General features: G+C 45.9%; 32 protein-coding genes, 1 tRNA gene and 1 riboswitch. Of the genes, 25 read left to right on the top strand and 8 right to left on the bottom strand.

Annotated features, from left to right (window positions below):
* Positions 1 to 41: 41 nt before the first annotated feature.
* Positions 42 to 2,321: an ATP-dependent helicase gene (locus LNN34_RS10170; RefSeq protein ID WP_059293019.1), complete on the bottom strand. Its 2,280-nt coding sequence runs from the start codon at positions 2,319 to 2,321 to the stop codon at positions 42 to 44.
* A 115-nt stretch (positions 2,322 to 2,436) separates the two neighbouring features.
* Between LNN34_RS10170 and LNN34_RS10165 the strand changes: the two genes are divergently transcribed.
* Positions 2,437 to 2,691 carry a hypothetical protein gene (locus tag LNN34_RS10165; RefSeq protein WP_024120952.1) on the top strand — a complete coding sequence of 85 codons (255 nt, stop codon included), beginning with the start codon at positions 2,437 to 2,439 and terminating at the stop codon, positions 2,689 to 2,691.
* A gap of 71 nt (positions 2,692 to 2,762) precedes the next feature.
* Here LNN34_RS10165 and LNN34_RS10160 read toward each other — a convergent pair whose 3' ends face one another.
* The 3 genes from LNN34_RS10160 to LNN34_RS10150 are packed head-to-tail and all read right to left on the bottom strand — an operon-like array spanning position 2,763 to position 4,456.
* Positions 2,763 to 3,185 carry a GNAT family N-acetyltransferase gene (locus tag LNN34_RS10160; protein WP_059293018.1) on the bottom strand — a complete coding sequence of 141 codons (423 nt, stop codon included), beginning with the start codon at positions 3,183 to 3,185 and terminating at the stop codon, positions 2,763 to 2,765.
* A 4-nt stretch (positions 3,186 to 3,189) separates the two neighbouring features.
* On the bottom strand, positions 3,190 to 3,705 hold the full coding sequence (locus tag LNN34_RS10155) for a YjcG family protein (protein WP_010333788.1): 516 nt from the start codon (positions 3,703 to 3,705) through the stop codon (positions 3,190 to 3,192).
* Positions 3,706 to 3,733: 28 nt separating this feature from the next.
* Positions 3,734 to 4,456 (bottom strand): esterase family protein, encoded by a 723-nt coding sequence (locus tag LNN34_RS10150; protein ID WP_059293017.1) that lies wholly within the window; start codon positions 4,454 to 4,456, stop codon positions 3,734 to 3,736.
* 166 nt (positions 4,457 to 4,622) lie between these two features.
* A riboswitch (SAM riboswitch) is annotated at positions 4,623 to 4,743 on the top strand.
* A 68-nt stretch (positions 4,744 to 4,811) separates the two neighbouring features.
* On the opposite strand from LNN34_RS10150, the gene metI reads away from it, so the two are divergent.
* Both metI and metC read left to right on the top strand, forming a co-directional pair.
* Entirely contained in the window at positions 4,812 to 5,933 is a 1,122-nt protein-coding gene (metI, locus tag LNN34_RS10145) for a cystathionine gamma-synthase/O-acetylhomoserine thiolyase (RefSeq protein WP_193660633.1), read from the top strand.
* Positions 5,926 to 7,098, top strand: coding sequence for a cystathionine beta-lyase (metC, locus tag LNN34_RS10140; protein WP_059293016.1), 1,173 nt, complete (start codon positions 5,926 to 5,928; stop codon positions 7,096 to 7,098). Before metI ends, metC begins: the two co-directional genes overlap by 8 nt.
* 35 nt (positions 7,099 to 7,133) lie before the next feature.
* Here metC and LNN34_RS10135 read toward each other — a convergent pair whose 3' ends face one another.
* Together LNN34_RS10135 and LNN34_RS10130 are read right to left on the bottom strand one after the other, a co-directional pair.
* Entirely contained in the window at positions 7,134 to 7,676 is a 543-nt protein-coding gene (locus tag LNN34_RS10135) for a GNAT family N-acetyltransferase (protein WP_199398444.1), read from the bottom strand.
* A 72-nt stretch (positions 7,677 to 7,748) separates the two neighbouring features.
* On the bottom strand, positions 7,749 to 8,939 hold the full coding sequence (locus LNN34_RS10130; protein ID WP_229043270.1) for a DUF819 family protein: 1,191 nt from the start codon (positions 8,937 to 8,939) through the stop codon (positions 7,749 to 7,751).
* 173 nt (positions 8,940 to 9,112) lie between these two features.
* Between LNN34_RS10130 and LNN34_RS10125 the strand changes: the two genes are divergently transcribed.
* From LNN34_RS10125 to LNN34_RS10040, 18 genes are all read left to right on the top strand, one after another.
* Positions 9,113 to 9,185, top strand: a tRNA-Val gene (locus LNN34_RS10125).
* Between the two features lie 158 nt (positions 9,186 to 9,343).
* Positions 9,344 to 10,387, top strand: coding sequence for a tyrosine-type recombinase/integrase (locus tag LNN34_RS10120; protein ID WP_229043269.1), 1,044 nt, complete (start codon positions 9,344 to 9,346; stop codon positions 10,385 to 10,387).
* A 151-nt stretch (positions 10,388 to 10,538) separates the two neighbouring features.
* Positions 10,539 to 10,958: a helix-turn-helix domain-containing protein gene (locus LNN34_RS10115; RefSeq protein ID WP_229043267.1), complete on the top strand. Its 420-nt coding sequence runs from the start codon at positions 10,539 to 10,541 to the stop codon at positions 10,956 to 10,958.
* A 235-nt stretch (positions 10,959 to 11,193) separates the two neighbouring features.
* On the top strand, positions 11,194 to 11,532 hold the full coding sequence (locus tag LNN34_RS10110) for a hypothetical protein (protein WP_229043265.1): 339 nt from the start codon (positions 11,194 to 11,196) through the stop codon (positions 11,530 to 11,532).
* The gene (locus tag LNN34_RS10105; protein WP_229043263.1) at positions 11,522 to 11,845 is read left to right on the top strand and encodes a hypothetical protein; all 324 of its coding nucleotides are present in this window, start codon (positions 11,522 to 11,524) and stop codon (positions 11,843 to 11,845) included. Before LNN34_RS10110 ends, LNN34_RS10105 begins: the two co-directional genes overlap by 11 nt.
* Before the next feature lie 44 nt (positions 11,846 to 11,889).
* The gene (locus LNN34_RS10100) at positions 11,890 to 12,489 is read left to right on the top strand and encodes a hypothetical protein (RefSeq protein WP_229043261.1); all 600 of its coding nucleotides are present in this window, start codon (positions 11,890 to 11,892) and stop codon (positions 12,487 to 12,489) included.
* Positions 12,489 to 12,734, top strand: a complete 246-nt coding sequence (locus LNN34_RS10095) for a hypothetical protein (RefSeq protein ID WP_229043259.1) — start codon at positions 12,489 to 12,491, stop codon at positions 12,732 to 12,734. The genes LNN34_RS10100 and LNN34_RS10095 overlap by 1 nt, the downstream gene beginning before the upstream one ends.
* Positions 12,735 to 12,911 (top strand): hypothetical protein, encoded by a 177-nt coding sequence (locus tag LNN34_RS10090; protein ID WP_229043257.1) that lies wholly within the window; start codon positions 12,735 to 12,737, stop codon positions 12,909 to 12,911.
* A complete protein-coding gene (locus LNN34_RS10085) occupies positions 12,908 to 13,261 on the top strand; it encodes a hypothetical protein (RefSeq protein WP_229043255.1) in 354 nt (117 codons plus the stop codon). Before LNN34_RS10090 ends, LNN34_RS10085 begins: the two co-directional genes overlap by 4 nt.
* Entirely contained in the window at positions 13,258 to 13,524 is a 267-nt protein-coding gene (locus LNN34_RS10080) for a hypothetical protein (RefSeq protein ID WP_229043253.1), read from the top strand. Before LNN34_RS10085 ends, LNN34_RS10080 begins: the two co-directional genes overlap by 4 nt.
* Positions 13,521 to 13,889, top strand: a complete 369-nt coding sequence (locus tag LNN34_RS10075) for a hypothetical protein (protein ID WP_229043251.1) — start codon at positions 13,521 to 13,523, stop codon at positions 13,887 to 13,889. Before LNN34_RS10080 ends, LNN34_RS10075 begins: the two co-directional genes overlap by 4 nt.
* 18 nt (positions 13,890 to 13,907) lie before the next feature.
* Positions 13,908 to 14,285, top strand: coding sequence for a hypothetical protein (locus tag LNN34_RS10070; RefSeq protein ID WP_229043249.1), 378 nt, complete (start codon positions 13,908 to 13,910; stop codon positions 14,283 to 14,285).
* Positions 14,278 to 15,243: a hypothetical protein gene (locus tag LNN34_RS10065; RefSeq protein ID WP_229043247.1), complete on the top strand. Its 966-nt coding sequence runs from the start codon at positions 14,278 to 14,280 to the stop codon at positions 15,241 to 15,243. Before LNN34_RS10070 ends, LNN34_RS10065 begins: the two co-directional genes overlap by 8 nt.
* The gene (locus LNN34_RS10060; RefSeq protein ID WP_229043245.1) at positions 15,240 to 15,575 is read left to right on the top strand and encodes a hypothetical protein; all 336 of its coding nucleotides are present in this window, start codon (positions 15,240 to 15,242) and stop codon (positions 15,573 to 15,575) included. Before LNN34_RS10065 ends, LNN34_RS10060 begins: the two co-directional genes overlap by 4 nt.
* Before the next feature lie 19 nt (positions 15,576 to 15,594).
* The gene (locus tag LNN34_RS10055) at positions 15,595 to 16,395 is read left to right on the top strand and encodes an ATP-binding protein (protein ID WP_229043243.1); all 801 of its coding nucleotides are present in this window, start codon (positions 15,595 to 15,597) and stop codon (positions 16,393 to 16,395) included.
* Positions 16,396 to 16,613: 218 nt separating this feature from the next.
* The gene (locus tag LNN34_RS10050) at positions 16,614 to 16,901 is read left to right on the top strand and encodes a hypothetical protein (protein WP_229043241.1); all 288 of its coding nucleotides are present in this window, start codon (positions 16,614 to 16,616) and stop codon (positions 16,899 to 16,901) included.
* Positions 16,901 to 18,295 (top strand): DnaB-like helicase C-terminal domain-containing protein, encoded by a 1,395-nt coding sequence (locus LNN34_RS10045; RefSeq protein WP_229043239.1) that lies wholly within the window; start codon positions 16,901 to 16,903, stop codon positions 18,293 to 18,295. Before LNN34_RS10050 ends, LNN34_RS10045 begins: the two co-directional genes overlap by 1 nt.
* 110 nt (positions 18,296 to 18,405) lie before the next feature.
* Positions 18,406 to 19,419, top strand: a complete 1,014-nt coding sequence (locus tag LNN34_RS10040) for a toprim domain-containing protein (protein ID WP_229043238.1) — start codon at positions 18,406 to 18,408, stop codon at positions 19,417 to 19,419.
* Here LNN34_RS10040 and LNN34_RS10035 read toward each other — a convergent pair.
* Complete coding sequence (locus LNN34_RS10035; protein ID WP_229043236.1) at positions 19,416 to 19,661, bottom strand: helix-turn-helix transcriptional regulator; 246 nt, start codon at positions 19,659 to 19,661, stop codon at positions 19,416 to 19,418. The genes LNN34_RS10040 and LNN34_RS10035 overlap by 4 nt on opposite strands.
* A gap of 27 nt (positions 19,662 to 19,688) precedes the next feature.
* Positions 19,689 to 19,913: a helix-turn-helix domain-containing protein gene (locus LNN34_RS10030; protein WP_229043234.1), complete on the bottom strand. Its 225-nt coding sequence runs from the start codon at positions 19,911 to 19,913 to the stop codon at positions 19,689 to 19,691.
* 108 nt (positions 19,914 to 20,021) lie between these two features.
* Here LNN34_RS10030 and LNN34_RS10025 point away from each other — a divergent pair, with 108 nt between their 5' ends.
* From LNN34_RS10025 to LNN34_RS10010, 4 genes are all read left to right on the top strand, one after another.
* A complete protein-coding gene (locus LNN34_RS10025) occupies positions 20,022 to 21,188 on the top strand; it encodes an AimR family lysis-lysogeny pheromone receptor (RefSeq protein WP_229043232.1) in 1,167 nt (388 codons plus the stop codon).
* A 576-nt stretch (positions 21,189 to 21,764) separates the two neighbouring features.
* Complete coding sequence (locus LNN34_RS10020) at positions 21,765 to 22,085, top strand: hypothetical protein (RefSeq protein WP_229043230.1); 321 nt, start codon at positions 21,765 to 21,767, stop codon at positions 22,083 to 22,085.
* A 149-nt stretch (positions 22,086 to 22,234) separates the two neighbouring features.
* Positions 22,235 to 22,390, top strand: coding sequence for a hypothetical protein (locus LNN34_RS10015; RefSeq protein ID WP_229043228.1), 156 nt, complete (start codon positions 22,235 to 22,237; stop codon positions 22,388 to 22,390).
* The gene (locus tag LNN34_RS10010) at positions 22,387 to 22,893 is read left to right on the top strand and encodes a hypothetical protein (RefSeq protein WP_229043226.1); all 507 of its coding nucleotides are present in this window, start codon (positions 22,387 to 22,389) and stop codon (positions 22,891 to 22,893) included. Before LNN34_RS10015 ends, LNN34_RS10010 begins: the two co-directional genes overlap by 4 nt.
* Positions 22,894 to 23,122: the final 229 nt, after the last annotated feature.

Genomic DNA, 23,122 nt, shown 5'->3' with positions numbered 1-23,122 from the left:
TTTTTACAGTGAAAAACCCGGCAGGATCACTGCCGGGCTGTTTATTTGGGCAAAGGCTGTTTCGTTTGCTGCAAAAGAGGATACAAAAACCTTGAACGGTGGGCGGTTTTGCCGCGCCTGTTTGCGGGACAAGACAAATATAAATGCTGTTTGGCCCGTGTCATTGCAACATACAGAAGGCGTCTTTCCTCCTCAAGCGGAGCTTCGTCTCCCTTTCTCGCTGTTTCTAGTGAGAAATCATGCGGGATGGAGCCGTCTACCGTGCCTAATACATAGACGGTTTTGAATTCGAGACCCTTTGAACGGTGAATGGTCATCAGCTGCACGCCGTTTTCATCCGTTTTGTTTTTTTCAGCAGCCCGCATGTGATCGACATGGGCGAGAAAGTCAGGGATGGTTTTGAATTTTTTGGCGACAACCTTAACGTCACGCAGGTCATCAGAGCCTTTTTCCAGCTTATTTCCTTCGTTGCCCCGTTTTTTTAAGTATTCGGAGAAGCCCATTTTTCCTTCGGCAAAGGTAATGGCTTCCACCGGCTTCATGGTGCGGATGCTTGCGAAAAAGGGCACGATTTTTTTGATTTTATCCAGCTGGAACGGCTTCAGATCCGGCAATTTGGCCAGCGCTTTGATCATGGAGCAGTCCTCGGTAATCGAGAGCGCCTTCAGCGTGTTTAAAGCAGACTGTTTTAGAAATAAGGCAGGCAGCAAGTGCTTAATCGCTTCAGTATCATCCTCGTTTTGGCTTGCGTACAAGTATGCGAGTATCTGGCGGACGATCCTTCTGCTGTAAAAGGACTGGACGCCGCGATCTGCGGTATACGGAATGGATGATTGATGAAGCCTTTCATAAATGGCGCGGCCGGCGCTGTTTGTGCGGTAGAGAACCGCAAAATCTTCAGGTTTTGCGCCGTTTTGAATTTTTTCTTTCATATCGGAAACCACCATTGTCGCTTCTTCTTCTTCGTCATAAGGATAAAACAGCACAGGGACCTGTGCGTCGTCACGAGCGGCTTCCAGCATCTTGGCATACCTGTTTTTGTTCTTTTTCACGACAATATCAGCACTGGAAACGATAGGATGTGTTGAACGGTAGTTCGCTGTTAAATAGATTGTTTTGGCACCGGGATAATCCTTTTGAAAATCCAGAATAAAAGAAGGGCTGCTGCCGCGAAACGCATAGATTGACTGATCATCGTCACCGACACAGCACAGGTTTTGTTCCGGACTCGCCAGCATTTGCATGATTTTATATTGAACCGGATTAATGTCCTGAAACTCATCGATTAAAATATACGTAAACCTAGATTGATATTGCTCCAGAAGGTCAGGCCGTTCTATAAACAGTTCATAGCAGGCTGACGCCATATCATCAAAATCAAATTGGCGGTGTTCTTTTTTCTGGCGTTCATAATATTCGTATAGGCGGTAGACTTGTTTTTCCCACTCATCCTTTAAAGGAATACGTTCATTCGGCAAATAAGTGTTTTTCCAGAAGCCGATTTGCTGCAATGCCTGATCGACGGGGAACTCTTTCTCATCTACGCCTTCTTCATAGAGTGCTTTTTTTATATATTGTTCCTTTTGCCACTCCATTTTCAGCAAATGCTCGCCATTCCATTTGGCAGAATCATAGTGATACAGGATTTTATAAAACAAGCTGTGGAATGTTCCGGTGACAAGTCTTCTGACTTTTGACGGCTGTAATCCGTACTGCTTCGCCATGCGATCTTTCATTTCCGCGACGGCTTTTGTTGTAAAGGTGACAAGCAGCATATGTTCCGGCGGTATGTCTAAGTGTTCGATCATGTGGGCAGCGCGCGCGGTCAGCACACGTGTTTTTCCGCTTCCTGCACCGGCAAGCACCAATAAAGGGCCTTCCGTTTCCGTGACAGCTTTCAGCTGATCTGTGTTTAAGCCGACAGTCGGAAAAAGGCTCATATCAGGTGTTTCCGGTCTTTTTATAAAAGGTGTACCGGGTTTAATATGTCTTGGAGTCTGCCAATCCGTGACACCGGGTGCCGGATCAGCTGATATTGCTTTTCCTTTAGGCAAACGAAAGACGCCGGATTCCTGAAAGTCTTCTTTTCTCTCTTCTTTCGCCGGTTTCGGTTCGCAGGCTTCCTCACACGCCGGGAAATCACCAGGCTGCCGATGAATAAATGCAGGCGGTTCAGCGATGTTGAGCCTTAACAAAACAGGCTTTCCGCAATGAGAACAAAATAAATTCCCTTTTATTCCTTCTTCATAGAGGAATTGATAATGTTCTCTCGAATATGTATGTAAATGTATTGTTCGATCATTCAGTCGGGCGCATTTCAAAAAGGGGTCCTCCCAATAAAAAGGTGTTCATTACAGACAAAGACTATCATATCAAAAGAAACGTGTTTCAAAAAGTAAGTTTAAGGGAAAAGAACAGCAGAAGGGTGGGTATCGTATGATATATGCAGGTCAGATTCAGAACCAGCAATACGCTCAATATGCCAATCGCACAATAGGCCATAAACAGGATTATGCCGGAACAGAGAAGATCAGCTATGTCCCGTTTCAGCGGGTATACAAGGAACTTGAAAAGCAGCAGGAGAATCTAACGGCTGCTGAAAGGAAAGTAAACGAGGCGAAACGTAAGCGCTCTCTTTATAAAAGATTGCGAGAAAAAGGGATAGGCACATCTATTAATCGATATGTATAAAAAACCGTTCACATGAGAGAGCGGTTTTTTATATGCGAAAAAATCCGGATCTCAGAAGACCCGGATGGTGTTTAATCCTTAATCATTTGCAAATGGGGAATGCCGGCATCGAGAAATTCCTCTTCAGACAGCACCCGATATCCATGTTTTTTGTAAAATGGCACCGCTTGTGTTTGTGCATTTAACATAAAACCTGAAGCACCGCCGTCTGCTGCCGCTTTTTCCAGCGCTTTCATAATGATGCCGCCGACACCGGCTGCGCGGTGGCTTTTCAATACACAAATTCGCTCTAACTTGCCGTAGCCGTCCTTCATGCGCCATCTTCCGGCGCCGACAGGATTTTCACCGTCATACACGACGATATGCTCTGACTCATTTTCAAGTTCGTCAATTTCTTCTTCAACTGGTACGTTCTGTTCTTTGACAAAGACTTCTTTTCTTACATAAAATGCATCTTTCATTTGATTTTCATTTTTTGCGATAACTGCTTCCAATCGTTTATTCTCCTCCGCCTAACAGGAACGTTTCATATACCGTCCACGAACCGTTTTCCAATTGATACAGCAGATGAAAACGGTCAACAATTTCTTCATGAGATACTTCCTGCATTTTTAACTGCCCTAATACATCCGAATGCTCATCGTCGGAAAGGTTTTGGCCGACCGTCACATGCGGAACAAAATTGTATTCCTGATTACCGGCTAATACACCGGTGTAAAGTTTTTCATTCAGTGTTTTTAATTCTTCCGTCGGTTCTGCTTTAATGTAAATGACATTATTGACAGGCGCAAAAGAACTGTATTTGGTCATTTTGAGAACAATCGGATGAGATTCTTTAGCGATTTCTCTCAATTGTGATACCAATTCACCGGCTTCCTCTTCCGTAAATTCAAATGAAGATCTCAGCGTCAAATGAGGCGGGATCAGGGAATAGCTCGGATCATAGCGCTTTCTGTAAGAGTTCGCGAGATCTTGCAGTTTTTTTGATGGAAATAAAACAATTCCGTATTTCATAGTATGTCCCTCCTGAAAATAAAGTATGTTAGAGCATTTTTTTGAGAGCCGGCGTAATGAGCGGCTGCCAGTATGTCCACTTGTGGTCTCCGTCAAACGGCTCAAAATAATAATCGGAAAGCTTCTCCTCCAAGAGCTTTTTCAGCTCCTGATTCGGTTCTGTGAAGTCCAAAATATTGCCGTCTGTCGTATGGACGTCTGTTTCTTTTGTTCCGATTTGGTGATAAAGAGAGAGGTGTTTGATGTCGTCTGACTGTTTCACGGCTTCTAATACATGTTGATCTACATAGGGAGACTGCATGATGATGTTACCAAACATATTCGGATAATCAAGCGCTGTCATAAGAGAAACTGTCGCTCCGAGAGAATCACCGATCAGTGTCCGCCCGTAGCCGACTTGGTACGTCGGAAATTCATGGTCCGCAAAAGGAACTAGCTCGTGGGCAATAAATCGTTTATATGCCGAAAACTTAGAACCTTCCGGATGATAGGTTTTTCTGCGTTCTTTTACATCCTTGTAAGGAACACCGATAATAATGCATCGGTCTATTTCTCTTTTGGACAGCAATTCCTCCACTTGTCTGCCGATTCTCCCCAGCCTGAAATAATCGTGGCCGTCCTGCGCGATAATAAGATGATATTTATAAAGAGGGGAGTAGTTTGACGGCAGATAAACGAGTACTGTCATTTCCTCGTTAAGCTCTTTTGAAAAGAGCTTCATTTCTTGAACTGTGCCGTTTTTCGGTGCCATAATACATTCCTCCAGGACATCACTAGACTTTCTTGCGTTTGAAATTATTGTACCATGAATTATTAGAAATTTCTCTCTTTAAACAGTTCGGTGCCCGAAGAAAAAAGTATTGAAATAAACTGCAAATTGCGCTAATATAAAACAATCAGAAAATTGAAATCGATATTTCTTATCGTGAGAGGTGGAGGGACTGGCCCTTAGAAACCTCAGCAACCGGCTTGTTTTGCATACGTGCAAAGCGCCAAGGTGCTAAATCCAGCAAGCGTACTATGCTTGGAAGATAAGAAGAAGCGTTAAACCCCTTCTTCTTATGAAGAAGGGGTTTTTTATTATGAAAAGGGAAGGTGTCAGCTATATGTCACAGCACGTTGAAACGAAATTAGCCCAAATCGGAAACCGAAGCGACGATGTAACGGGAACAGTGAGTCCTCCTATTTATTTATCAACAGCATACCGCCACAGAGGGATCGGCGAATCGACCGGATTTGATTATGTTCGGACAAAAAACCCGACACGCCAGCTTGTTGAGGACGCGATTGCCAGTTTAGAAAATGGAGCGAGAGGGCTTGCCTTCAGTTCGGGAATGGCAGCGATTCAAACGATTATGGCGCTGTTTAAAAGCGGGGATGAACTGATCGTTTCATCGGATTTGTATGGCGGCACGTACCGTCTGTTTGAAAATGAATGGAAAAAATACGGCTTGACCTTTTATTATGATGATTTCAGCGATGAGGACTGTTTACGCTCCAAGATTACACCAAATACAAAAGCGGTGTTTGTGGAAACACCGACAAATCCGCTGATGCAGGAGGCGGACATTGAAAAGATCGCCCGGATCTCAAAAGAGCACGGTCTTCTGGTGATTGTTGATAACACATTTTATACACCGGTTTTGCAGCGTCCGCTTGAGCTCGGAGCTGACATTGTCATTCACAGCGCAACCAAATATTTAGGCGGCCATAATGATTTGCTCGCAGGCCTTGTTGTTGTAAAGGATGAACAGCTTGGAGAAGAAATGTTTCAGCATCAAAACGCCATCGGCGCGGTCCTGCCTCCGTTTGACTCATGGCTTTTGATGAGAGGAATGAAGACGCTCAGTCTCAGAATGCGCCAGCATCAGGCGAACGCGCAAGAGCTTGCGGCCTTTTTAGATGAGCAAGAAGAAATCAAGGATGTGCTTTACCCGGGAAAAGGAGGCATGCTGTCCTTCCGTCTGCAAAAAGAAGAGTGGGTGAATCCATTTCTAAGAGCACTGAAAACGATTTGCTTTGCTGAAAGCCTCGGCGGGGTGGAGAGCTTTATTACATACCCTGCCACACAGACGCACATGGATATTCCTGAAGAAATCCGTATCGCAAACGGGGTCTGTAACCGTCTTCTGCGTTTTTCAGTCGGAATTGAACATGCGGAAGATTTAAAAGAGGACCTAAAACAGGCGTTATGTCAGGTCAAAGAGGGAGCTGTTTCATTTGAGTAATCACAATTGGACGCTGGAAACCCAGCTCGTGCACAATCCATTTAAAACAGACGGTGCAACCGGGGCGGTCAGTGTACCGATCCAGCACGCATCGACCTTCCATCAATCTTCATTTGAAGAATTTGGCGCATATGATTACAGCCGCTCAGGCACGCCGACAAGAACGGCTCTCGAAGAAACAATTGCCGCACTGGAAGGCGGAACGAGAGGTTTTGCTTTCAGTTCAGGCATGGCTGCGATCTCAACAGCATTTTTACTTCTCTCACAGGGCGATCACGTTCTTGTGACAGAAGATGTATACGGCGGAACCTTCCGCATGGTGACAGAGGTTTTGACCCGTTTTGGCATTGAGCACACGTTTGTTGATATGACGGATATCAACGAAGTGGCGCGGAATATCCAGCCAAACACAAAGGTCATTTATATGGAGACACCGTCAAATCCGACACTTGGAATTACTGATATTAAAGCGGTTGTCCAGCTTGCAAAAGAAAACAGCTGTCTGACCTTTCTGGATAACACATTCATGACACCGGCACTGCAGCGCCCGCTTGATCTCGGCGTGGATATTGTGCTTCACAGCGCAACAAAATTCCTGAGCGGACACAGCGATGTGCTGTCAGGACTGGCTGCTGTCAAGGATGAAGAGCTTGGGAAGCAGCTGTATAAGCTGCAAAACTCGTTCGGCGCCGTCCTTGGCGTGCAAGATTGCTGGCTCGTGCTGCGCGGCTTAAAAACGTTGCAGGTCCGTTTAGAAAAAGCGAGCCAAACAGCGCAGCGGCTTGCGGAATTTTTCCAGAAGCATCCGGCGGTGAAACGCGTGTATTATCCGGGGCTGTCTGATCATCCGGGAGCCGAAACCCATAAAAGTCAGTCGATGGGAGCGGGAGCCGTGCTTTCCTTTGAGCTAGAAAGCAAGGAGGCCGTTAAGAAATTAGTAGAGAATGTATCACTTCCGGTCTTTGCTGTGAGCCTTGGCGCCGTGGAATCGATTTTGTCTTATCCGGCAACGATGTCTCACGCGGCAATGCCTAAGGAAGAACGTGAAAAACGCGGCATCACAGACGGCCTGCTCCGTCTTAGTGTGGGAGTCGAACATGCAGATGATTTAGAACACGATTTCGAACAAGCGCTGAAAGAAATTGCGCCTGTAGCTGCGCGTTAAAAAAGAAGCCGGGCGATATCCCGGCTTCTTTTTTATTATTCATCATCAGGATTCAGAATCGCCAGTACTTGATGATCCTCCCATTTCCCGTTGATTTTCACGTTTTTTCGGGCAATGCCCTCTTTATGAAATCCCGCTTTTTCTAATACGCGCATGGACCCCAGATTGCGAGGCATGACACCGGCTTCAATACGATGCAGCTTCAGATCGTAAAACGCATAGTCAACAATCAGTCTGACCGCCTCTGTCATAAGGCCCTTTCCGTTATGGGCTTTATCTAAAAAGTATCCAATAAACGCGCATTGCAGCGCTCCGCGGATGATTTGGAAAAGGGAAACCGTCCCGATTAATGTATGGTCTTTATTTGTGAAGATGCCGAAGTGATACTCTTGATCATTGTCCAGCCTTTGCTGATATTGTTCGATCCTTTTTCTCTGTCCTTCAACCGTATAGTAATCGTCTGCGCGAATCATGGAGAACTGTTCAAAAAATGCCCGGTTTTCGCTTTGCAGCCGAAGATTCTCTTCAGCATCTTCTGTTTCTAAAAGTCTTATATAAATGGTATGTCCCTTTAACATACAGTGATCTCTCCGTTCTCTCGTCAGCAATTTCTCTTACATAGTATTCTGAGGAAAGTGTGAAAATCCTTTTTATAATAAGGAAGAAAACCAATTTCCCATAAAGGTGCCAACATAATTGCCGATCAAGTAGCCGAGTGTGCCGACCAGCATAATCGGTGCAACAAGCTCCCGCCACCCTTTGGCAATCGCCATCGCAGCTGCTGTCGTAGGGCCGCCGACTGTGGCGTTTACGGCAAGCAGAATTTCCTCAAGGCGCACGCGGAACAATTTACCGACAGCTAAGGAAACCGCTAAATTGCTGATGGCGATGATAAAGACAAATAAGAGAATAAGAGGCGCATTTGTGATGATTAACCGGAGGTCTGCAGGAATTCCAATCACCACAAAAAACAAATAAATCAAGTAGGTGCCAAGCTCCTGAGATCCATTGAGCCTTTCAAAAAAACGAGGGAACAGAAAGATGATAAGAACGGTTAAAGACGTAAGCACAAGGTACTGATCGCCAAGCGTCCCGGTCAAAAGGGGATGAGAAAACGTAATTTTGAAATAGCCGGAAATCTTACCGCTTACCGCAACAAGGGCAAAAGCAGCTCCAGCGTTAAAGGCAATATCCTTTAATGAAATGTCCTTCCGCTTCCAATAGCTTTCCGCGCTGTTACCACTGTTTCCTTCCGCTTTTGCCTGATCTTCAAACGGCATCGCATAATGCCGGCGAAACCATTTGAGTGCGGGAATACTGATTAAAATAAAAAACAACAGCGCCATCATGAAGTTATCTGCCACAACCGTTGCCGACACGTATTCGCCCGGTGTCTCAAATTTCGCAGCCATCGCCGCAAAATTAATTCCGCCGCCAATATAGGAGGCACTGATCATCCCGCCGATCTTATCTAGATAGGGAATATACTGTTTTAATAGAAAAAAAGCGATGATGCTGCCAACCACTGTCCCTAAGGAGCTTATAAGGAAAATAAACAGCAAACGCCTGCTTTCCTTAAAAATCTGCCGCACATTGATCTGAAACAGCAAAAGGGGGATCGCCAGCGGCACTACATATGACCATACGGTGTCGTATACAGGTGATTCAACAGGAAGCACTCCTATATTTGTAAACACCATTGCACCAGCCAGCGCGATAATAGCGCCAGACACAGCGGAAGCCCACTTAAACCGTTGCTCCAGCCCGATGCTCACTGCCGCCCACACCGCAATAAATCCCCATAATACCCATACATCATCAGAAGAAATCAAAGAATGCAAAACCCCATCACCCCTATTGTTAGAAAATTAAGACATATTATAATAGCCGATGAACATAACAGCAAGTCCGAAAAAAAGTTTTTCTAAAAAAGCAGTTGACGAATAGAAGGGAAGGTAATATAATAGAACTTGTCAGAAAGACAACAATATACCCAGCAACACATACATATCATGATTCCGTAGCTCAGCTGGGAGAGCGCTACCTTGACAGGGTAGAGGTCGCTGGTTCGAGCCCAGTCGGAATCATACACGGCGGTTAGAGGCGTTATATCAACGTTTCTAGCCGTTTTTTATTGCGTTGACTTAGTCGATGACTTAGGCGTATTAAAGCGCAGGGTAGCGGTCCTATTAACGACAAGGTAGCGGTTTTTATTTCGGTGACTTAACCGAATGGAGGCGGTAATATGTCCGCAAATAGAACAGGAAAACGCGTTAAAAAGGAACGTACGTTACGAAAGACAACGAGCAATCTCGATGTGCTTTTCGTCCAGTTTCGCGCAATCAAGAAATCGGAGGGGCGGGCGGAATCTACCCTCGGTCAATACGAAGACAACTACGGCTTTTTTCTCGAATTTCTAGACCGAAAAGGAATCGCGCGATCCATTCACGAAATGAACCGGGATGTGATTCGGAAGTATATCGTTTATATGCAAGACGAATGGGTTAAATTCGAGGATCATCACTTTAAGAAGGACGAGCATATGACAAAAGGACTTGCGCCTGGTACGATCAATACGCGACTGAAAACATTGCGCGTTTTCTTTAAGACGCTATATGACGAAGGACTTATCGAACATAATCCGATGCTGGGCATTAAAAACGTTAGAGAGCCCGAAGAGGAAATCGTTATCTTAGACGAGGACGAGCTTCGTATGTTATTTGCTGCACCGAATCAACGCGAGTATGCCGACTTTAGGGACTACGTTTTAATGAACGTTCTATTGGACGGAATGATGCGTATCTCTGAAGCGCTCGGACTTAAGCAGGAAAACTTCGACTTTGCAGCGCGCACTCTTCATATTCCGGCTACTATCGCGAAAAACAGACGAGCTCGTACGGTTCCTATCGAGTTTGGCACAGCGAAAATGCTAAACGAATTAATAGTAGAAAATCGTGCGGATTTTGAGAGCGAATATATTTTTCTCGCAAACTATGGCGAACGTTTAACGCGCGATCACTTCCGTAAACGGCTCGTTGAATATGCGAAAGAAGTCGGTATTAAAAAGCGTGTGCATCCGCATTTATTCCGACATACGGCGGCGACTATGTACTTGGAGAGCGGTGGAGATATGAGGCACTTACAGATGTTATTGGGGCATAGTGATTTACGAATGGTTCAACGGTACACACACTTATCAGGAAGTTCGCTGACGGCTCAACACGAAAAATATTCCGCAATAAATAAGGTGCGTGGAAAACTAAATAAGCAGCGTAAAATAAAACGATGATGACTCGGCTTAACGGCCGGGTTATTTTTTTTTTTGCTCATTTTCTGAAGTACATACGCAACTTATAGTGACGGAAGAATTTTTCGCTGAATTGTGCGGTTTGAAAAAGTCGCGGGTATTATCTATTGAATAGCAAGCGAGGTGATAACGAATGACAAACGAACACCAACGGCTCGTATCCGTCGAATCTCAATCGGAATACAACATCACGTCCGGCAAGTCCGAAACACGTATCTTCGTTAAGATGTACGTCGATGCCGTCAAGAAAGGCCTTATCGCGGACATCGGAGCGGAGCGCTGGCAAACACTTTGCGTACTGTCTTCGTTCATGAACGCTAACGGCGAATGTTATCCGACACAGGACCAGATCGCAAGCGCGCTGAACCTCAGCCGAGCCGCGGCAAATAGGCGGATTAAATCGCTGTGTGATTACCGTTGGCAAGAACGGCCGTTAGTCGTAAAGCAGAAGGCGCGAGACCCGAAGACGCAACGATGGGATAATGCGCGGTATACGATCATGCCGATTAGCCAGCTCGCGATATTCGATGGAGATACGGAGGAGCTTACGTAGCCATGTGACGCCTAGCCATACACGGCGGACCCATACACGGCTCGACTTTACACTAACTAGAACCATCTTTTAACTAGAGCCATTAATAACTAGATAAATAATAGCGCTCAATTAAAACCTTTTCGCGCAGATATTTATTAATTAATAGAATCTTATCGCGATAAAGAATATCTGCAAGAGTGAGCGAAAGCGAGCGATTGCTAGGTCTTAATAATAAACGAAAGGAAGCGTTAATATGGACGATAAAACGATTCTAGGTGGAATGATCGAAGTTTATCAGAACGATTTCATGTGCGGATATCAAGGCGAAGATAAAGAAAAACTCCGTATAGTATTTCTGGAGCTAATCTTATATTCAACGCAATATGTTAACGGTTATAAATACTGTGGCAGGCCCGAATGTTCGTGTAGCCCGCAGTCAGGAATTCGCCGTCTACTTAAAGCGTATCAGAACGAAATCAATGAGGTATTGCTCGGAGGTAATTACGGATTAAGTGAAGTTCCTCTGCATATGATGCGCGCTTTTGTTAATCAGTTTTCTAACGAAAGGAGTAACGATAACCATGACGATTAACATTCCGGTATCACCCGATTACAAACTCACGTCAGACGAACGTAATATCATCGTAAAGGAGCGCTACTTCAGCGACCCAACGAAAGCGCCGAACTGGGCGAAGCGTCTCGCGGAAAATCCGGACGCCGACCCAACGCCGCAGGAAAAGTGGCGCGAGGTAGCGTATCACTCGACGGTCGAACGCGCGCTAATGGACGTGATGAATCGACGGCTGCGGAACTCGGATGCGCAATCGCTGGCGGAATTAGCACGATTAATACAGGAATTTCGCGGCGAATTAGCGGCGTTAATGACGGTCGAGGGTATTCGGTAGGGTAGACGATAAAACGCGAAAATACACGGAGTGGAGGCGTTAAATTGACACGTAGAACTTGGCGAAAAGGTGACCTGTTGATTTCGTACGGAAGTCCAGTGATAACTACGTTTGGTGATGACGATGAGAAAATCGAAAGTATGCGTGATGTAATTTATTTCTATTACGACATTACGATTTTACACGGTAAGAAAACGATATTCTCAGCGTGTACACACGATTTCCCGAAGGTTCCAAGCTTGCCGGCTTTCCTCGAACATATTCTAACGTTCGATATGACGAAAGGATACACGCTTGAACGAACCGTAGATGGCGGATTTGTTAGGAACATAGATTATGCGCAAATTGTTCTCGAAGATGCCTTCGGAATGGATAACGAATACTACTACAAAATTGAACGGTACGACTACTCGGTTAAGCAAGAAGACGAAGAAACTCCGAAAAAGTGGTCGGAGTATACGTTGACGATTGGGAAAGCGTTACTTGGGCATGACGATGACGGCGTATCTAGAGAGGATTTCGGAGACGCAATCGTTATTAAGTATTTGACTGCGGAGGAACTTATGTCCTTGAAAAATACGGCGGAGGCGTTTTGTGATGCGGCTATCCGTGACTATAACGAAAGTTTAGAGGAGGGTAAGTGATGCCCGAAGAAGTCAAACGATTGCGATGTGCTGTGGCAGATTTGATTGGCGAGAATGAGCGGTTGAGGGGGACGATTGAAGAGGCGGAAGAGTTGGTTGCGGATATATACGTCCGATCAGAACGAAATCTATCCGACCCGGGAGTGGTTATGATGAAGCTTCCGCAAAATCTTTCGGCGAATCAAAGGCAGATAATTACCGAATTACACGCGCTGTTATTAAACGAATTGAAGGAGGGCGAATAAGTGAACCTCGTAATTACGCTTTATAACGATGAAATCGAGGCAATCATTCGGAATCACTTTGCGCAGAAGGGGTTTCACGTTAAAGGATCGCAGATGTACGCAGATGACAACGATTCTGTACGTTTCGATATACAACTGTATGCAGACGACGTTATAGCAAAGGAGGCGCTAAAATGAAGCCGACAATCACGAAGCAACAGGCGGATGTATTATTACGACTGTATTCCGAGGAATGGACGAGAGACGACATACTAAGTTACCACCTTACGGTCGATTGGGGCAAATCATGTAGCGCGTTAAACGATCTCGACATCATGACGCTAGCAGCCGCACTGGTCAACGGATACGAAGTCGAAAAGACGCCGGAGGAAAAGGTGCGGGAGTATTACGAAGCTGTACGGAATTTGCGGGAAGAAAGATATTTAGCGGGGGATACCGAAGGGAAACGATTTCATGCCGGGGCATTAGTCGGAATACACACCACGTTGGGGATTTTCGGAATCAAAATCGAAGGAGTGAACGCTTGATGAAGTATCCGCGGTATTTTATTAAAGCGACATATAGAATCGGCGATGCGATTGAGTTTGAAATTACCGAAGAATCTTTTACGCGACTAAGAGACATCGGAATAAGTGCGCTAGTTAAAAACGATTTAATAACGTTCGATTTAGCGTGGAATGAGTATAACAACGGAAACCATGGCGATGGGATTATTTTCACGAAAGGAATTACGTCATTAACCTTAATCCATAACCCCGACGCTCTAAAGAAGGAGGCGATAGGAAAATGACAACGTATGAATCAAAGCCGGTCGCCAAGTGGAATACGCGTGATTTCCAGGCGTATCTCAAAGCGGAGCACGAACGGATCTACGGCGTCCCGTACGTACCTTTTCGCGGCTACCAAGCCGAAGCGGGCATGCTCGGACGATGGGTCGGAACTAAACGTAAGCCAGGCGAGCACGGTCCGGAATTAACGAAGCGCTTCATCGATCTATGCTTCGCGGAATATAAACCGTCGCTCGATTATCCGGGCTTGAGCTTCGGATTTATGCAGACGTTCATGGGGCGAAATTTACAGCGGGCGGCTAGCGGTCTGGCGGCCGAACAGCAAAGAGCCGAGCGCAATGACGGCGTAGATAATACGTGGTTTTAAACGAGGAGGGATTGCGGAATGGTATGTCGATTATGTAAGGAACGCGGAAAGACGTGGCACGGCTCCGATCCGGTATGCGCTTTCGAAAATGGCGTGTTTTCGCCGGATAACTGGGCGTGCGCAACGATGGGTAAACTGCGCAGATTATCGGAGGAACTCGGACATTCCGATCGCGACGATGATTCTTGCGGATCTATAGGGTACGTACCTCTAAGCGATAATTATGCGCCTGATACTTACGAAGGGTTTGGCGGCTATATCGTAATGATGTGGTACAAAGAGCGCGGAAGGGTCGGCAATGCGGTATTTATGACGGACGACAATACGGAACCTTTGACGATTGAGCACGCAGAGATCGCAATTAAAACGGCTGAGAGGTGGTTGTGTAATGACTGAAACGAAAAAGTATGTTCGGATTAAGAAGGCGACATATGAAGCGGCTTGGTACGCAGATAAAATCGGTCAGGTATTCGAAGTAGAACGAGAGGGACCTAATTATCTTACCCGGACAGGGCCGCATCATTTATCGGCAATCCGTAAAGAAGACGCCGAAGTCATCGTCAATAACGAAGTTAAAAACGAGGAGGATGACGAAATGAAAAACGTAAATCAAACGGTAATCAATAATGCGAATACGGTTTTTGAAAAGAAGGACGATAAGTATTTCGGTTATAAATCTCGTTTTGGAGATATCGTTATTGGCGGAGCATATTCTTATAGATTTGTAGCACACTACGCAAAAACGAATCAAGACGTTGTTATTATACCTGGCGATGTGAATACGGTAACGACTCCGGTTTGTACGACGCTAGAGGAACGTTTATGGAAGCCGGAAAAGACCGTACAAGCCCGCCGTGATGAAATCGTTGAGCAGGCGAAGGCAGACGTTGATTTGTGTGGTAAATCAGGAACGCCAATTCCAAGCGATATTTTAAAGTTCTGGCCGAAAGATAACGGAAAAGAGCGGTATCTTCCGATTCATGAAGTTGAATACGTAGTAAACCACGACAAACGGACCGTCGTTGCCCTCATTAAAAGAATAGGTCGCGAAGTAGTCGCAAAAGGAATCGCCAAAGCCGCACCTGACGACTGCTTCAACGTTCACATCGGTAAAGCGATCGCGCTAAGACGTGCGCTAGGCTTGGCGGTGCCGGACGAATACTTGAACGCGCCGCAGCCGACTGAGGTTCGTGTGAAGGACGTTGTTCATTACAGTCGTACGTTCCCGCGTTTAACGGTATCTGAAGGACCAGATGATCGGGCATGTTTCGTATCCATTCGATTAGTAAGACAGTTTTTAGGGGACGGCATAACAACTATCATCGATGACTCACGCGAAGAGGTGGACGGATGACCAAGGCAAAAGCGAGCGTAGGGGATTTGATTCGATTGACTATTTACGGAGGTGAAAGTTATCCGGAAGGGAGTGTACTCCGAGTTCATAAAATTATCGACATGTCTCCGATTAGAGAAAAGATCGAAAACGGCGAATATGATCGGGAATGCTTAGAAATCAACTATCCGGAAGGAACTGCGGCGGATGAAGTTACGGCTTTTCCGACTTGGGTTCGGATGGGTGTAGACGTTCATGAAGAGTGCTTCGGAACGATGTTTTTCCTTGAGAACGATGATTACGAGGTCTTAACCGAAGAAGAGAAAGATGCGTATCTAAAAAGCGGTGAGTAACGAAAGGAGGTCGGCGAATATGACTAACGAAAATAATTGCGTACTTGCTAACGGATGCAAAGCGGCGGGCGGCGGCGCCTGTACGAAACACTGCGCGGCGTTCATTCAGATGCACGGCGTCAGCGGCAATGGCGGACGGTCGGCGGCGGCAGGACTTCCGCGTGAGTATCGGCTCGTGACGCTTCAGAATTCGCCGGCGCGCGATGCCATTTATATAAAGGAACGGGAGCCGTCCGTTATAAAAGAAAGCGTAACAACTATGGCGGAAGCTTACGTTAAATCTTTCGAGCGCCAGTTCGACCAAGAGACCGGAATAATATCACCAGCCGAGCGCATCAAATCGCTGTACCTCGTAAGTGAAAAGACCGGAACTGGCAAAACAACGACAGCAGCGGCGCTCCTTAACGAATGGCTGCGCGTCCATTATAGCGGCTCATTGCGTCGGGGGTTAACGCCATTACAACGTCCGGCATATTTCCTTGATGTTAACGAATGGCAAACAGAGTTTAACTTGGCGACTATGGCTAATGACGACGAAGGCATGACGGAATTTCAACGGAAGATGAAGCTCGCAATGTCAGCGCCATTCGCGGTGTTAGACGATATAGGGGTGCGAGACTGTACGCCCGCATTTCGCGGCTATCTACACGCCGTAATAAACGCGAGAGTAACGAATCAGCTACCGACAATCTATACGAGTAACATTGCGCTTGGTTCGTTGTCGGATGTTTTCAAGGAAAAGCGCCTAGCCGACCGTATTGGCGATCTGTGCCGCGAGATTGAATTCGTAGGTGAATCGAAAAGGGGGATGCGTAGATGAAGCCGAAATTCGCTATCGGAGACATTGTCGCAGTAGACGGATACAAAGATCGGATTTTCTACGTAGATTGCTGGCGCGAAGTAACGCAGCACGAAGAATACGGCGCCTTTGATTACGTCGAGTACGACCTTACCGACGCGATTAACGGCGAATGGTTGGAAGCCGATAGCGACGATCTGCGGTTGGTCTGTCGGAAGGCAGTGTCGGAAGATTTCTTGATGACGTATGACATGACGAATTATCCGGAACCGACGAATACGGCGTTCCACTTTACGGAAATCAACTACGCAAAAGAGGAGGCGGTTGGGATGGCGAAAGAACCGAAAGAAACTCCGAAGACGGCGCGGGCGGTAAGTGCGCAAGAGGTAGCGAAACGCAAGCGGGAGACTGACGGGCTGCTGGACGAGTATAACGATTACATGCGCCTGTACGAGGCGTTTGGGGATGCGGAGTATAAAACGAAGGCTGACGGTGTGTTGGCGAAAATGAGACGGGAGGCGGGCTAATGAACTACGGGACTTTACTAATATCGAAAGCCATCGAAGCGAACGACCCGAACGCTCTATTGCGTTTTAATATCGCTGAAAACGACCTACCAACGCAAGGCGAACGCAAAGCCTTCCGGTACGTCATGCAATACGCGGAGCAGCACCGAGGCCAAGCGCCGACGGCTGAAATGCTTGCGAATGAGGTGCCGGACTTCCAGCCGGACTTTAATATCGAAGCCAGCTGGGATTACCTCGCGAAGAACCTTAAGGAACAGGCGGCTGAGCGCCAATTTATCGAGCTTGTTAGCGGTCGGGTTGATCCGGAAACTGGCCGCCAAGTACAGGAACCGCAACTCGAAAAACGATTTATTGAAGCGCAAAAAAGCGGCGATATGGGAAGTTTCTTCGAGTGGTTGACGGAGCAGGCCGAAAGTCTTAAAATGAGAACAAACGTTCGAAGTTCGGTTGGAACGGACATCAAGCGTGACATCGATAAATTCAAAGCCGAATACGAAAACCGCAAGGCCGGCGAGTCTTTCCGGATCTGGCGCAGCAAGTTCGACTTTATTAATCGGGCTATGGGCGGCTATGTTTCGTCCAACGTCTACGTTATTTACGGAAAGTCGGGGCGCGGTAAATCGGCCATTGCGCTAGAAGAAGTCGTTAACTGTGCGATGCAGGGCGCGAACGTTCTGATATGGTCGATGGAGATGGGCTGGTACGAGGTCCTAGTGCGCCTGTACGTATCAATTTCCGGCAGTCTTGGCGTTACAACTGCGACTCTAAACGGTGTCAATATGGAAGCCGGATTTAATTCGCGTGACGTTCGCCAGGGAAACCTAAACGAAGAATTTGAAGCGGGCTTTATGGAATTCCTCGGGCGGCTTAACGATATACTGCCGGGCAACATTACGGTACGTGGCGTGGATGACGAAGACTTTGGATCACGTACATTGCGTGATCTTAAGTCGGACATTATCGAAACGAAAGCCGACGTGGTGCTCGTAGATCCCTTTTATTACCTGGACTACGAGGCCAATACGTCAAAGACGGCGGGCGGAGACGCGGCTAATACTTCGCAAAAGCTACGCCGTTTAGCGGGCCAGACAAAGGCGACTATCTTTGCGCTTACCCAGGCGGATGAAGAAGACGAGAAAGACTCCGAGGATGGATCGCGCGAACTTAAATTGCCACAACGTAAAGGCGTTAAGAAAACGAAGGCTCTGCTCGAAGATGCTGCGTTATTGATTGCGGTTGATACGAACGCAAAGGAAGGGCGCGGTTTGATCGGTCTGAATAAAGGGCGTGACGGTGGTGAAGGAGAGTCCGCGGAGATTATCTACCTACCGCAAATCGGCGTCGTGAAGCAACCCGAAGCCGGAGAGGCGGCGGCAGCACAGTTCGATTTCTAAAATGGTAACAATTTCATATAAAATTCTGAATAGTTTCGACAAGAAACGACTGTATATCGTATAGCAATCGTGTAATATAACTTACAAAAAGATCGAAAGGAGGCGTTTGCATGCCGAATTTAATACTAAATGGACGCCATATCGATATAGACGTCCGTTACGAGCTTGAACAATTCGAATGGACGCGACCCGCATGGACGGACGACAGATTACTCGCTGCCAGTCCGTTTCGTTACGACCGAACGCCAAGCTTCTACGTTTATCTTGAAGACACATCGTCAGCAAAGGCCGGATATTGGGGAGACTCAGGCGCCATTGAAGAGGATTTTGCGCGCGGTGGGTTCGTTAAACTGCTCGCTTTCTTGCGCGCTGAAACCGAAGCCGAGACCGTCGATTATTTATTGGATTCGTATGCACCTGCGTCTGAAAACGGGCGCCTAACGCTTCGCCTCCCGAAACTTAAGGCTGCAACCAAGCCGGAACCTTTGTCGGAATCTATTTTAGCGAACGTGCGCCTCGGAACAAACGCTTACCTAAACGGTCGGGGTATAGCTCCTTTGGTGCAACGTGAGGCCGGCGTAGGTCTCGTAGGCAATGCGGTCGCGATTCCGTGGCGTTTGCCGAATAGACGTTTAGCCAACGTGAAATACCGGTCGGTGTGGGGCAAAGCGTTCTGGTACGCGTCGGGCGGCTGGCCTATTCGCGATTTAGTCTACGGAATGGATATCGTTTATGCTAAGCGGCTAAGGCACGCGGTGATCTGCGAGGCGGAAATCGATGCCATGGCGTGGCGTTCGGTGGGGGTACCGGCGATCGGAACCGGCGGTAGCGCATTTAATTTGAAAAAGGCGGACATAATTACGCAGTCACCTATCGAATATTTAACGGTAGTTACAGATAACGACAAAGCTGGCGATAAATTACGTGAGGCGATTGAGCGTTATTTAAGCGGAAAGGTGCGGCTTGCGCACGGTTATATAACGGAGGTGAAAGACGCTAATGAGCTTCTAGTGGCGCACGGTGCAGAGGCGTTGAGAAACGTTTATGATCGTGCGGAGGGTGTACGTACTGTATTACGAGTCGGTTCGGGAATTTCCGAACTTCAGGTCGGCCGGAGGTTCTAGCCCTCCGTTTCGTCGCCGGATACCTCTACCCATTCGTACAAGTCTTCGAGTCTACAGCCGAGTGCATGAGCGATATTATAGGCGAGCTCGATATTCGGTATATTGCGAAGACTGGCGTAATCGGAAATACGCGATTTATCTAGTCCGACCTTGGCTGCGAGTTGTGCGTGTTCAATTCCGATATCCTTGCATAATTCGGGTATCCGGCATTTGCCGACCTTAAACGTAGTAAACACCTCCATTCGTAAAGGTGTCCGTAACATTTTACACTATTTCTCTGTGTCCGTGTTACTTTGATTGTCTTTGACTATTCTTACAATACCTTCTATAGGGGCATCTAACTCTTTGCAAAGAAGTTCAATAGTAGCAAGACTAACAGGTTCTCCTTTGTTGATTCGTGCTTGTGTGCGGGAATTCAGACCTTTTTCCCTAAAGTAACTTAGTTTCATTCGTTTGTTATCAAGTCGTTCAAATAATGGGGAGTAGTCAATCATGCTTATCTTCCTTTCAATAATAAAAAAATGTTTACTTATGTACACATATTCATTATACTATAGATATAAACTAAAGCAACGTTGTAATAAATACAGGGGGGTATTACAGTGGGAGCTATCCAGCAAGACGTGTTAAATTGTTTCGACGATATGTTTTTGGATTTTGAATATGCCGCAAATAAGCTTGATATCCATGTCAATCAGCTTTATAACTTTAAAAGAACTGGTAAAATCGGGTTCCGTACATTATTAAAATTATCTCAGATGTTTTATAAAGAGGAGTATCACATTCTGATGCGAGAATGGTGCATGAAACTTACCACAACAGAGGCAATAAAACACGCATTCGAATACGCCGCAATTAAAAGAGACCTTCCCCTACTTAAAAACTTGTTGAACACGCACAGAACAGATACTCACCTAATAAAGTATACACAATTTTACCAAGTGATATATAACTATATGTTAGGTGAAATTAATCCATCTAATTTGCAAGAATACGTCTCATCCATTAAGTACGGAAAAGATAAAGAGCTGAAAATCTTGAAAGACATATTTGTGTGTTATTGTTACTACTTTGAGAATAAGTATGTTTCTATTGTTGAGAAAGCGTCTGATATAGAAAAAGAGCTTTACCAATTAAGTGACGCGAGAAAAATATTTTTTAAAGAGTGCTATTTAATCAGGTTATCAGAAGTACTAGCCCCTGCATATCTGTACCTAAAGGACCTATCCAAATGCCGTCGGCATGCTGAATTTCTTTTTTCCTCGAATTTGAGTGCGAAAACTAATTCTGATGGGTATTATTACATGGGTGCATCTTTCTTAGGCGAAAGCAGAGAAATGTGCTTACACTATCTGCGGAAAAGCGCAGCCGAAGCAAAGAGAAGCAATGATATTAGAATTATCAAAGAATCTGATAACACGTTGAAGCTATTCGAAGGGTTCTATTCCTATAAAGAAAGCGGTGTGGTTCCCTTAGATATTCCGAAACCCGAAGACATGTTACTCGGAAGGCGAAACGTGATTCTTAGGTATTTCCAATTAGTTAAAGAAGGGAGTATAGCCAGTTTAGCTGAGGCTTATAGGGTATTCACACAAGAGTTTAACTTTCTGTTTTCGAGCATAGTTGTGGGTGATATGATTGAATTAGGGTTAGATCCCCTTCTTGCTCAGCCTATAAAAGACATCCAATTAACTTATAAAGGAGATGTTTTTTTTGAAAAAGGCTTTATTAACAGTTTTACTTATTGGAGCGGTACTGATTGCGGGTAATTACATTAAAGAAGAGGTACAGACCGAGCAACCCACTCAGTTAGCAGATCCAATACCAGGAGGTTGAGTACTTCCTCCCGCCATTAGGCGGGTTTTTCTTTTTATTTTGAAAATTCATTACATTAAATGATTTTTTAGAAAGATACTGTGGAGATACTGGAAATAAAAAAATGCATGGTATTATTTACATAGAGAAAAGCAGTCATAAAAAAAATTAAAGAAAAATGTGCGACTTGTATTTCTCACGGGTATTATCTAATGAGAAGGGAATGGTGAAGTGAATTGAAAGAAAAACTTAATAGTCTGGTGATGGAGTACAAACACACTCGATGTAACCTCGTGTTTGAAGAGATATACAGGTTAACGATCTCTAAATTTAAAGCGACTTTTAAAGAAATTGCTAGGTCGTTAAGATCAAACGTTCCAGAAGTAAATGCGCTCTATGAAGACGTATTGATGAGGTGCATAGAAACTTACTCAGGAGAACACGATTTCGAGAATTACTTTATGGTTAGCGTTAAGAATAAACGCGCAAATCTCTACAGGGATAGAAAAACAAGACGAGAACGTGAAGTTATGGAATGTGAATTAGAAAAACACGATGGCGAAGGCGCGGCAACGCTGGAAATCATTTCGATGGAAACACCAGAAAAACTCCAATTTAAAAAGAAAAGAGCCGATCAGAGGCAACTGATAAGCTCTTTGTTAGAAAAATCGGATGGATCAACGAAGGCAATCGTTGAAACATTCCTCGTGAGTGAGCGCCCAACTCCGACGGCAATCGGAAAAGCGTTAGGCATTCACCACATGACAGTCATTCGCAAACTCGAAAAGCTGGCAGGCAATTTCGACAGTAAACAGTTCGGCGATTACCGAGACTATTTATTCGCGAATTAACTTTTAATTTCTGTGTCGTAACTAGGTCCGAGGACGTTCGTTACTCCTCTATAATACAATCTGTTGGCAACAGATTCAAGCGAACACTATGCGAACGCATCCCCGCGACCTAGTACGATAATCTCAATTTAAACGGAGGCTAACGTACTATGACTACTTCAAATTTACCCAATCTTAACGAAATTCAAACGTTAATTGCGCTAGACGAGCGCAAACTCACCGAAATTATTTACCAAGGCGCATGGCCGCACGACGAAGATCCAGCCGATTACTATCCGGCCATTAAGGCGGTGCGCGTCGGATGAACTTCCGCATTACCTCACACGCACACAAACGGTTGCAATCGCGCTTTGGGATCAAAAACCATCGAGCAGCCTACGTATGGGTTGCGGACCATTTGAAAGACGCCGAGTACCTCGGAATTCACGTTGACGAAAACGGACACGAGGCTCGCATGTATGGCGGAAAAGGCATCGTTATCCATATCGGAGTTAACGACAGCAACGTAATTACTGTATATAAAGCGCGCAAGCACCTCGGCGCTAACCTTATTAAGGAGGCGTTCGCTACTTTGAAAGAAAACGTGCAGGCTGCGCTTAAATCTAACGAAAGTCTTCGCGAAGAATTAAACGAAGAGATTGAATACTTTCGCGCTGAATATAAACGGACCCGATCGGCAGCTAAACGCACGGCTTACCAAGCGCGAATCAATGCGCTCCAGATGCGGCTTGACGAACTGCCGACGGAATCACTCGATCTCAAACGCGACCTCTACAAAGCGGCGGAAGGAGTGGCGGCATATGTCTGACGCAGTATGGATCGTTCCAATAGTCGTGATTATCAGCGCGGTCATTATCGGCGGCATGGCGTGGGAAACGTACAAAAACGACGCGAAGAAAACGCAGTAAGGGCGCCAGGCCCTCGGAGAATGTCGGGGCGGCCGTTAGGTAATTCGGGTCGCGTCGCTACTGCCAAGCGCTGGCGGCGTTTCGGGCGCAGATACCGGCATTTTGCGAGGGCTTAACGCTCAATATTAA

Source organism: Bacillus sp. AF23 (genome assembly GCF_020861455.1).
GTDB lineage: Bacteria > Bacillota > Bacilli > Bacillales > Bacillaceae > Bacillus > Bacillus halotolerans.
This window is presented reverse-complemented; position numbering and strand designations above follow the sequence as displayed.

What these genes read in the sequence shown, in the direction of transcription:
- LNN34_RS10135 (WP_199398444.1), bottom strand. Translation starts at nt 7,676, where the DNA reads ATGTTAAAGGGACATACCATTTATATAAGACTTTTAGAAACAGAAGAT.
- LNN34_RS10085 (WP_229043255.1), top strand. Translation starts at nt 12,908, where the DNA reads ATGAAGCCGACAATCACGAAGCAACAGGCGGATGTATTATTACGACTG.
- LNN34_RS10060 (WP_229043245.1), top strand. Translation starts at nt 15,240, where the DNA reads ATGACCAAGGCAAAAGCGAGCGTAGGGGATTTGATTCGATTGACTATT.
- LNN34_RS10055 (WP_229043243.1), top strand. Translation starts at nt 15,595, where the DNA reads ATGACTAACGAAAATAATTGCGTACTTGCTAACGGATGCAAAGCGGCG.
- LNN34_RS10075 (WP_229043251.1), top strand. Translation starts at nt 13,521, where the DNA reads ATGACAACGTATGAATCAAAGCCGGTCGCCAAGTGGAATACGCGTGAT.
- LNN34_RS10110 (WP_229043265.1), top strand. Translation starts at nt 11,194, where the DNA reads ATGGACGATAAAACGATTCTAGGTGGAATGATCGAAGTTTATCAGAAC.
- LNN34_RS10035 (WP_229043236.1), bottom strand. Translation starts at nt 19,661, where the DNA reads ATGGAGGTGTTTACTACGTTTAAGGTCGGCAAATGCCGGATACCCGAA.
- metI (WP_193660633.1), top strand. Translation starts at nt 4,812, where the DNA reads ATGTCACAGCACGTTGAAACGAAATTAGCCCAAATCGGAAACCGAAGC.
- LNN34_RS10050 (WP_229043241.1), top strand. Translation starts at nt 16,614, where the DNA reads ATGACGTATGACATGACGAATTATCCGGAACCGACGAATACGGCGTTC.
- LNN34_RS10105 (WP_229043263.1), top strand. Translation starts at nt 11,522, where the DNA reads ATGACGATTAACATTCCGGTATCACCCGATTACAAACTCACGTCAGAC.
- LNN34_RS10150 (WP_059293017.1), bottom strand. Translation starts at nt 4,456, where the DNA reads ATGGCACCGAAAAACGGCACAGTTCAAGAAATGAAGCTCTTTTCAAAA.
- LNN34_RS10015 (WP_229043228.1), top strand. Translation starts at nt 22,235, where the DNA reads ATGACTACTTCAAATTTACCCAATCTTAACGAAATTCAAACGTTAATT.
- LNN34_RS10165 (WP_024120952.1), top strand. Translation starts at nt 2,437, where the DNA reads ATGATATATGCAGGTCAGATTCAGAACCAGCAATACGCTCAATATGCC.
- LNN34_RS10040 (WP_229043238.1), top strand. Translation starts at nt 18,406, where the DNA reads ATGCCGAATTTAATACTAAATGGACGCCATATCGATATAGACGTCCGT.
- LNN34_RS10065 (WP_229043247.1), top strand. Translation starts at nt 14,278, where the DNA reads ATGACTGAAACGAAAAAGTATGTTCGGATTAAGAAGGCGACATATGAA.
- LNN34_RS10020 (WP_229043230.1), top strand. Translation starts at nt 21,765, where the DNA reads ATGGAATGTGAATTAGAAAAACACGATGGCGAAGGCGCGGCAACGCTG.
- LNN34_RS10155 (WP_010333788.1), bottom strand. Translation starts at nt 3,705, where the DNA reads ATGAAATACGGAATTGTTTTATTTCCATCAAAAAAACTGCAAGATCTC.
- LNN34_RS10120 (WP_229043269.1), top strand. Translation starts at nt 9,344, where the DNA reads ATGTCCGCAAATAGAACAGGAAAACGCGTTAAAAAGGAACGTACGTTA.
- LNN34_RS10010 (WP_229043226.1), top strand. Translation starts at nt 22,387, where the DNA reads ATGAACTTCCGCATTACCTCACACGCACACAAACGGTTGCAATCGCGC.
- LNN34_RS10045 (WP_229043239.1), top strand. Translation starts at nt 16,901, where the DNA reads ATGAACTACGGGACTTTACTAATATCGAAAGCCATCGAAGCGAACGAC.
- LNN34_RS10070 (WP_229043249.1), top strand. Translation starts at nt 13,908, where the DNA reads ATGGTATGTCGATTATGTAAGGAACGCGGAAAGACGTGGCACGGCTCC.
- LNN34_RS10115 (WP_229043267.1), top strand. Translation starts at nt 10,539, where the DNA reads ATGACAAACGAACACCAACGGCTCGTATCCGTCGAATCTCAATCGGAA.
- LNN34_RS10095 (WP_229043259.1), top strand. Translation starts at nt 12,489, where the DNA reads ATGCCCGAAGAAGTCAAACGATTGCGATGTGCTGTGGCAGATTTGATT.
- LNN34_RS10030 (WP_229043234.1), bottom strand. Translation starts at nt 19,913, where the DNA reads ATGATTGACTACTCCCCATTATTTGAACGACTTGATAACAAACGAATG.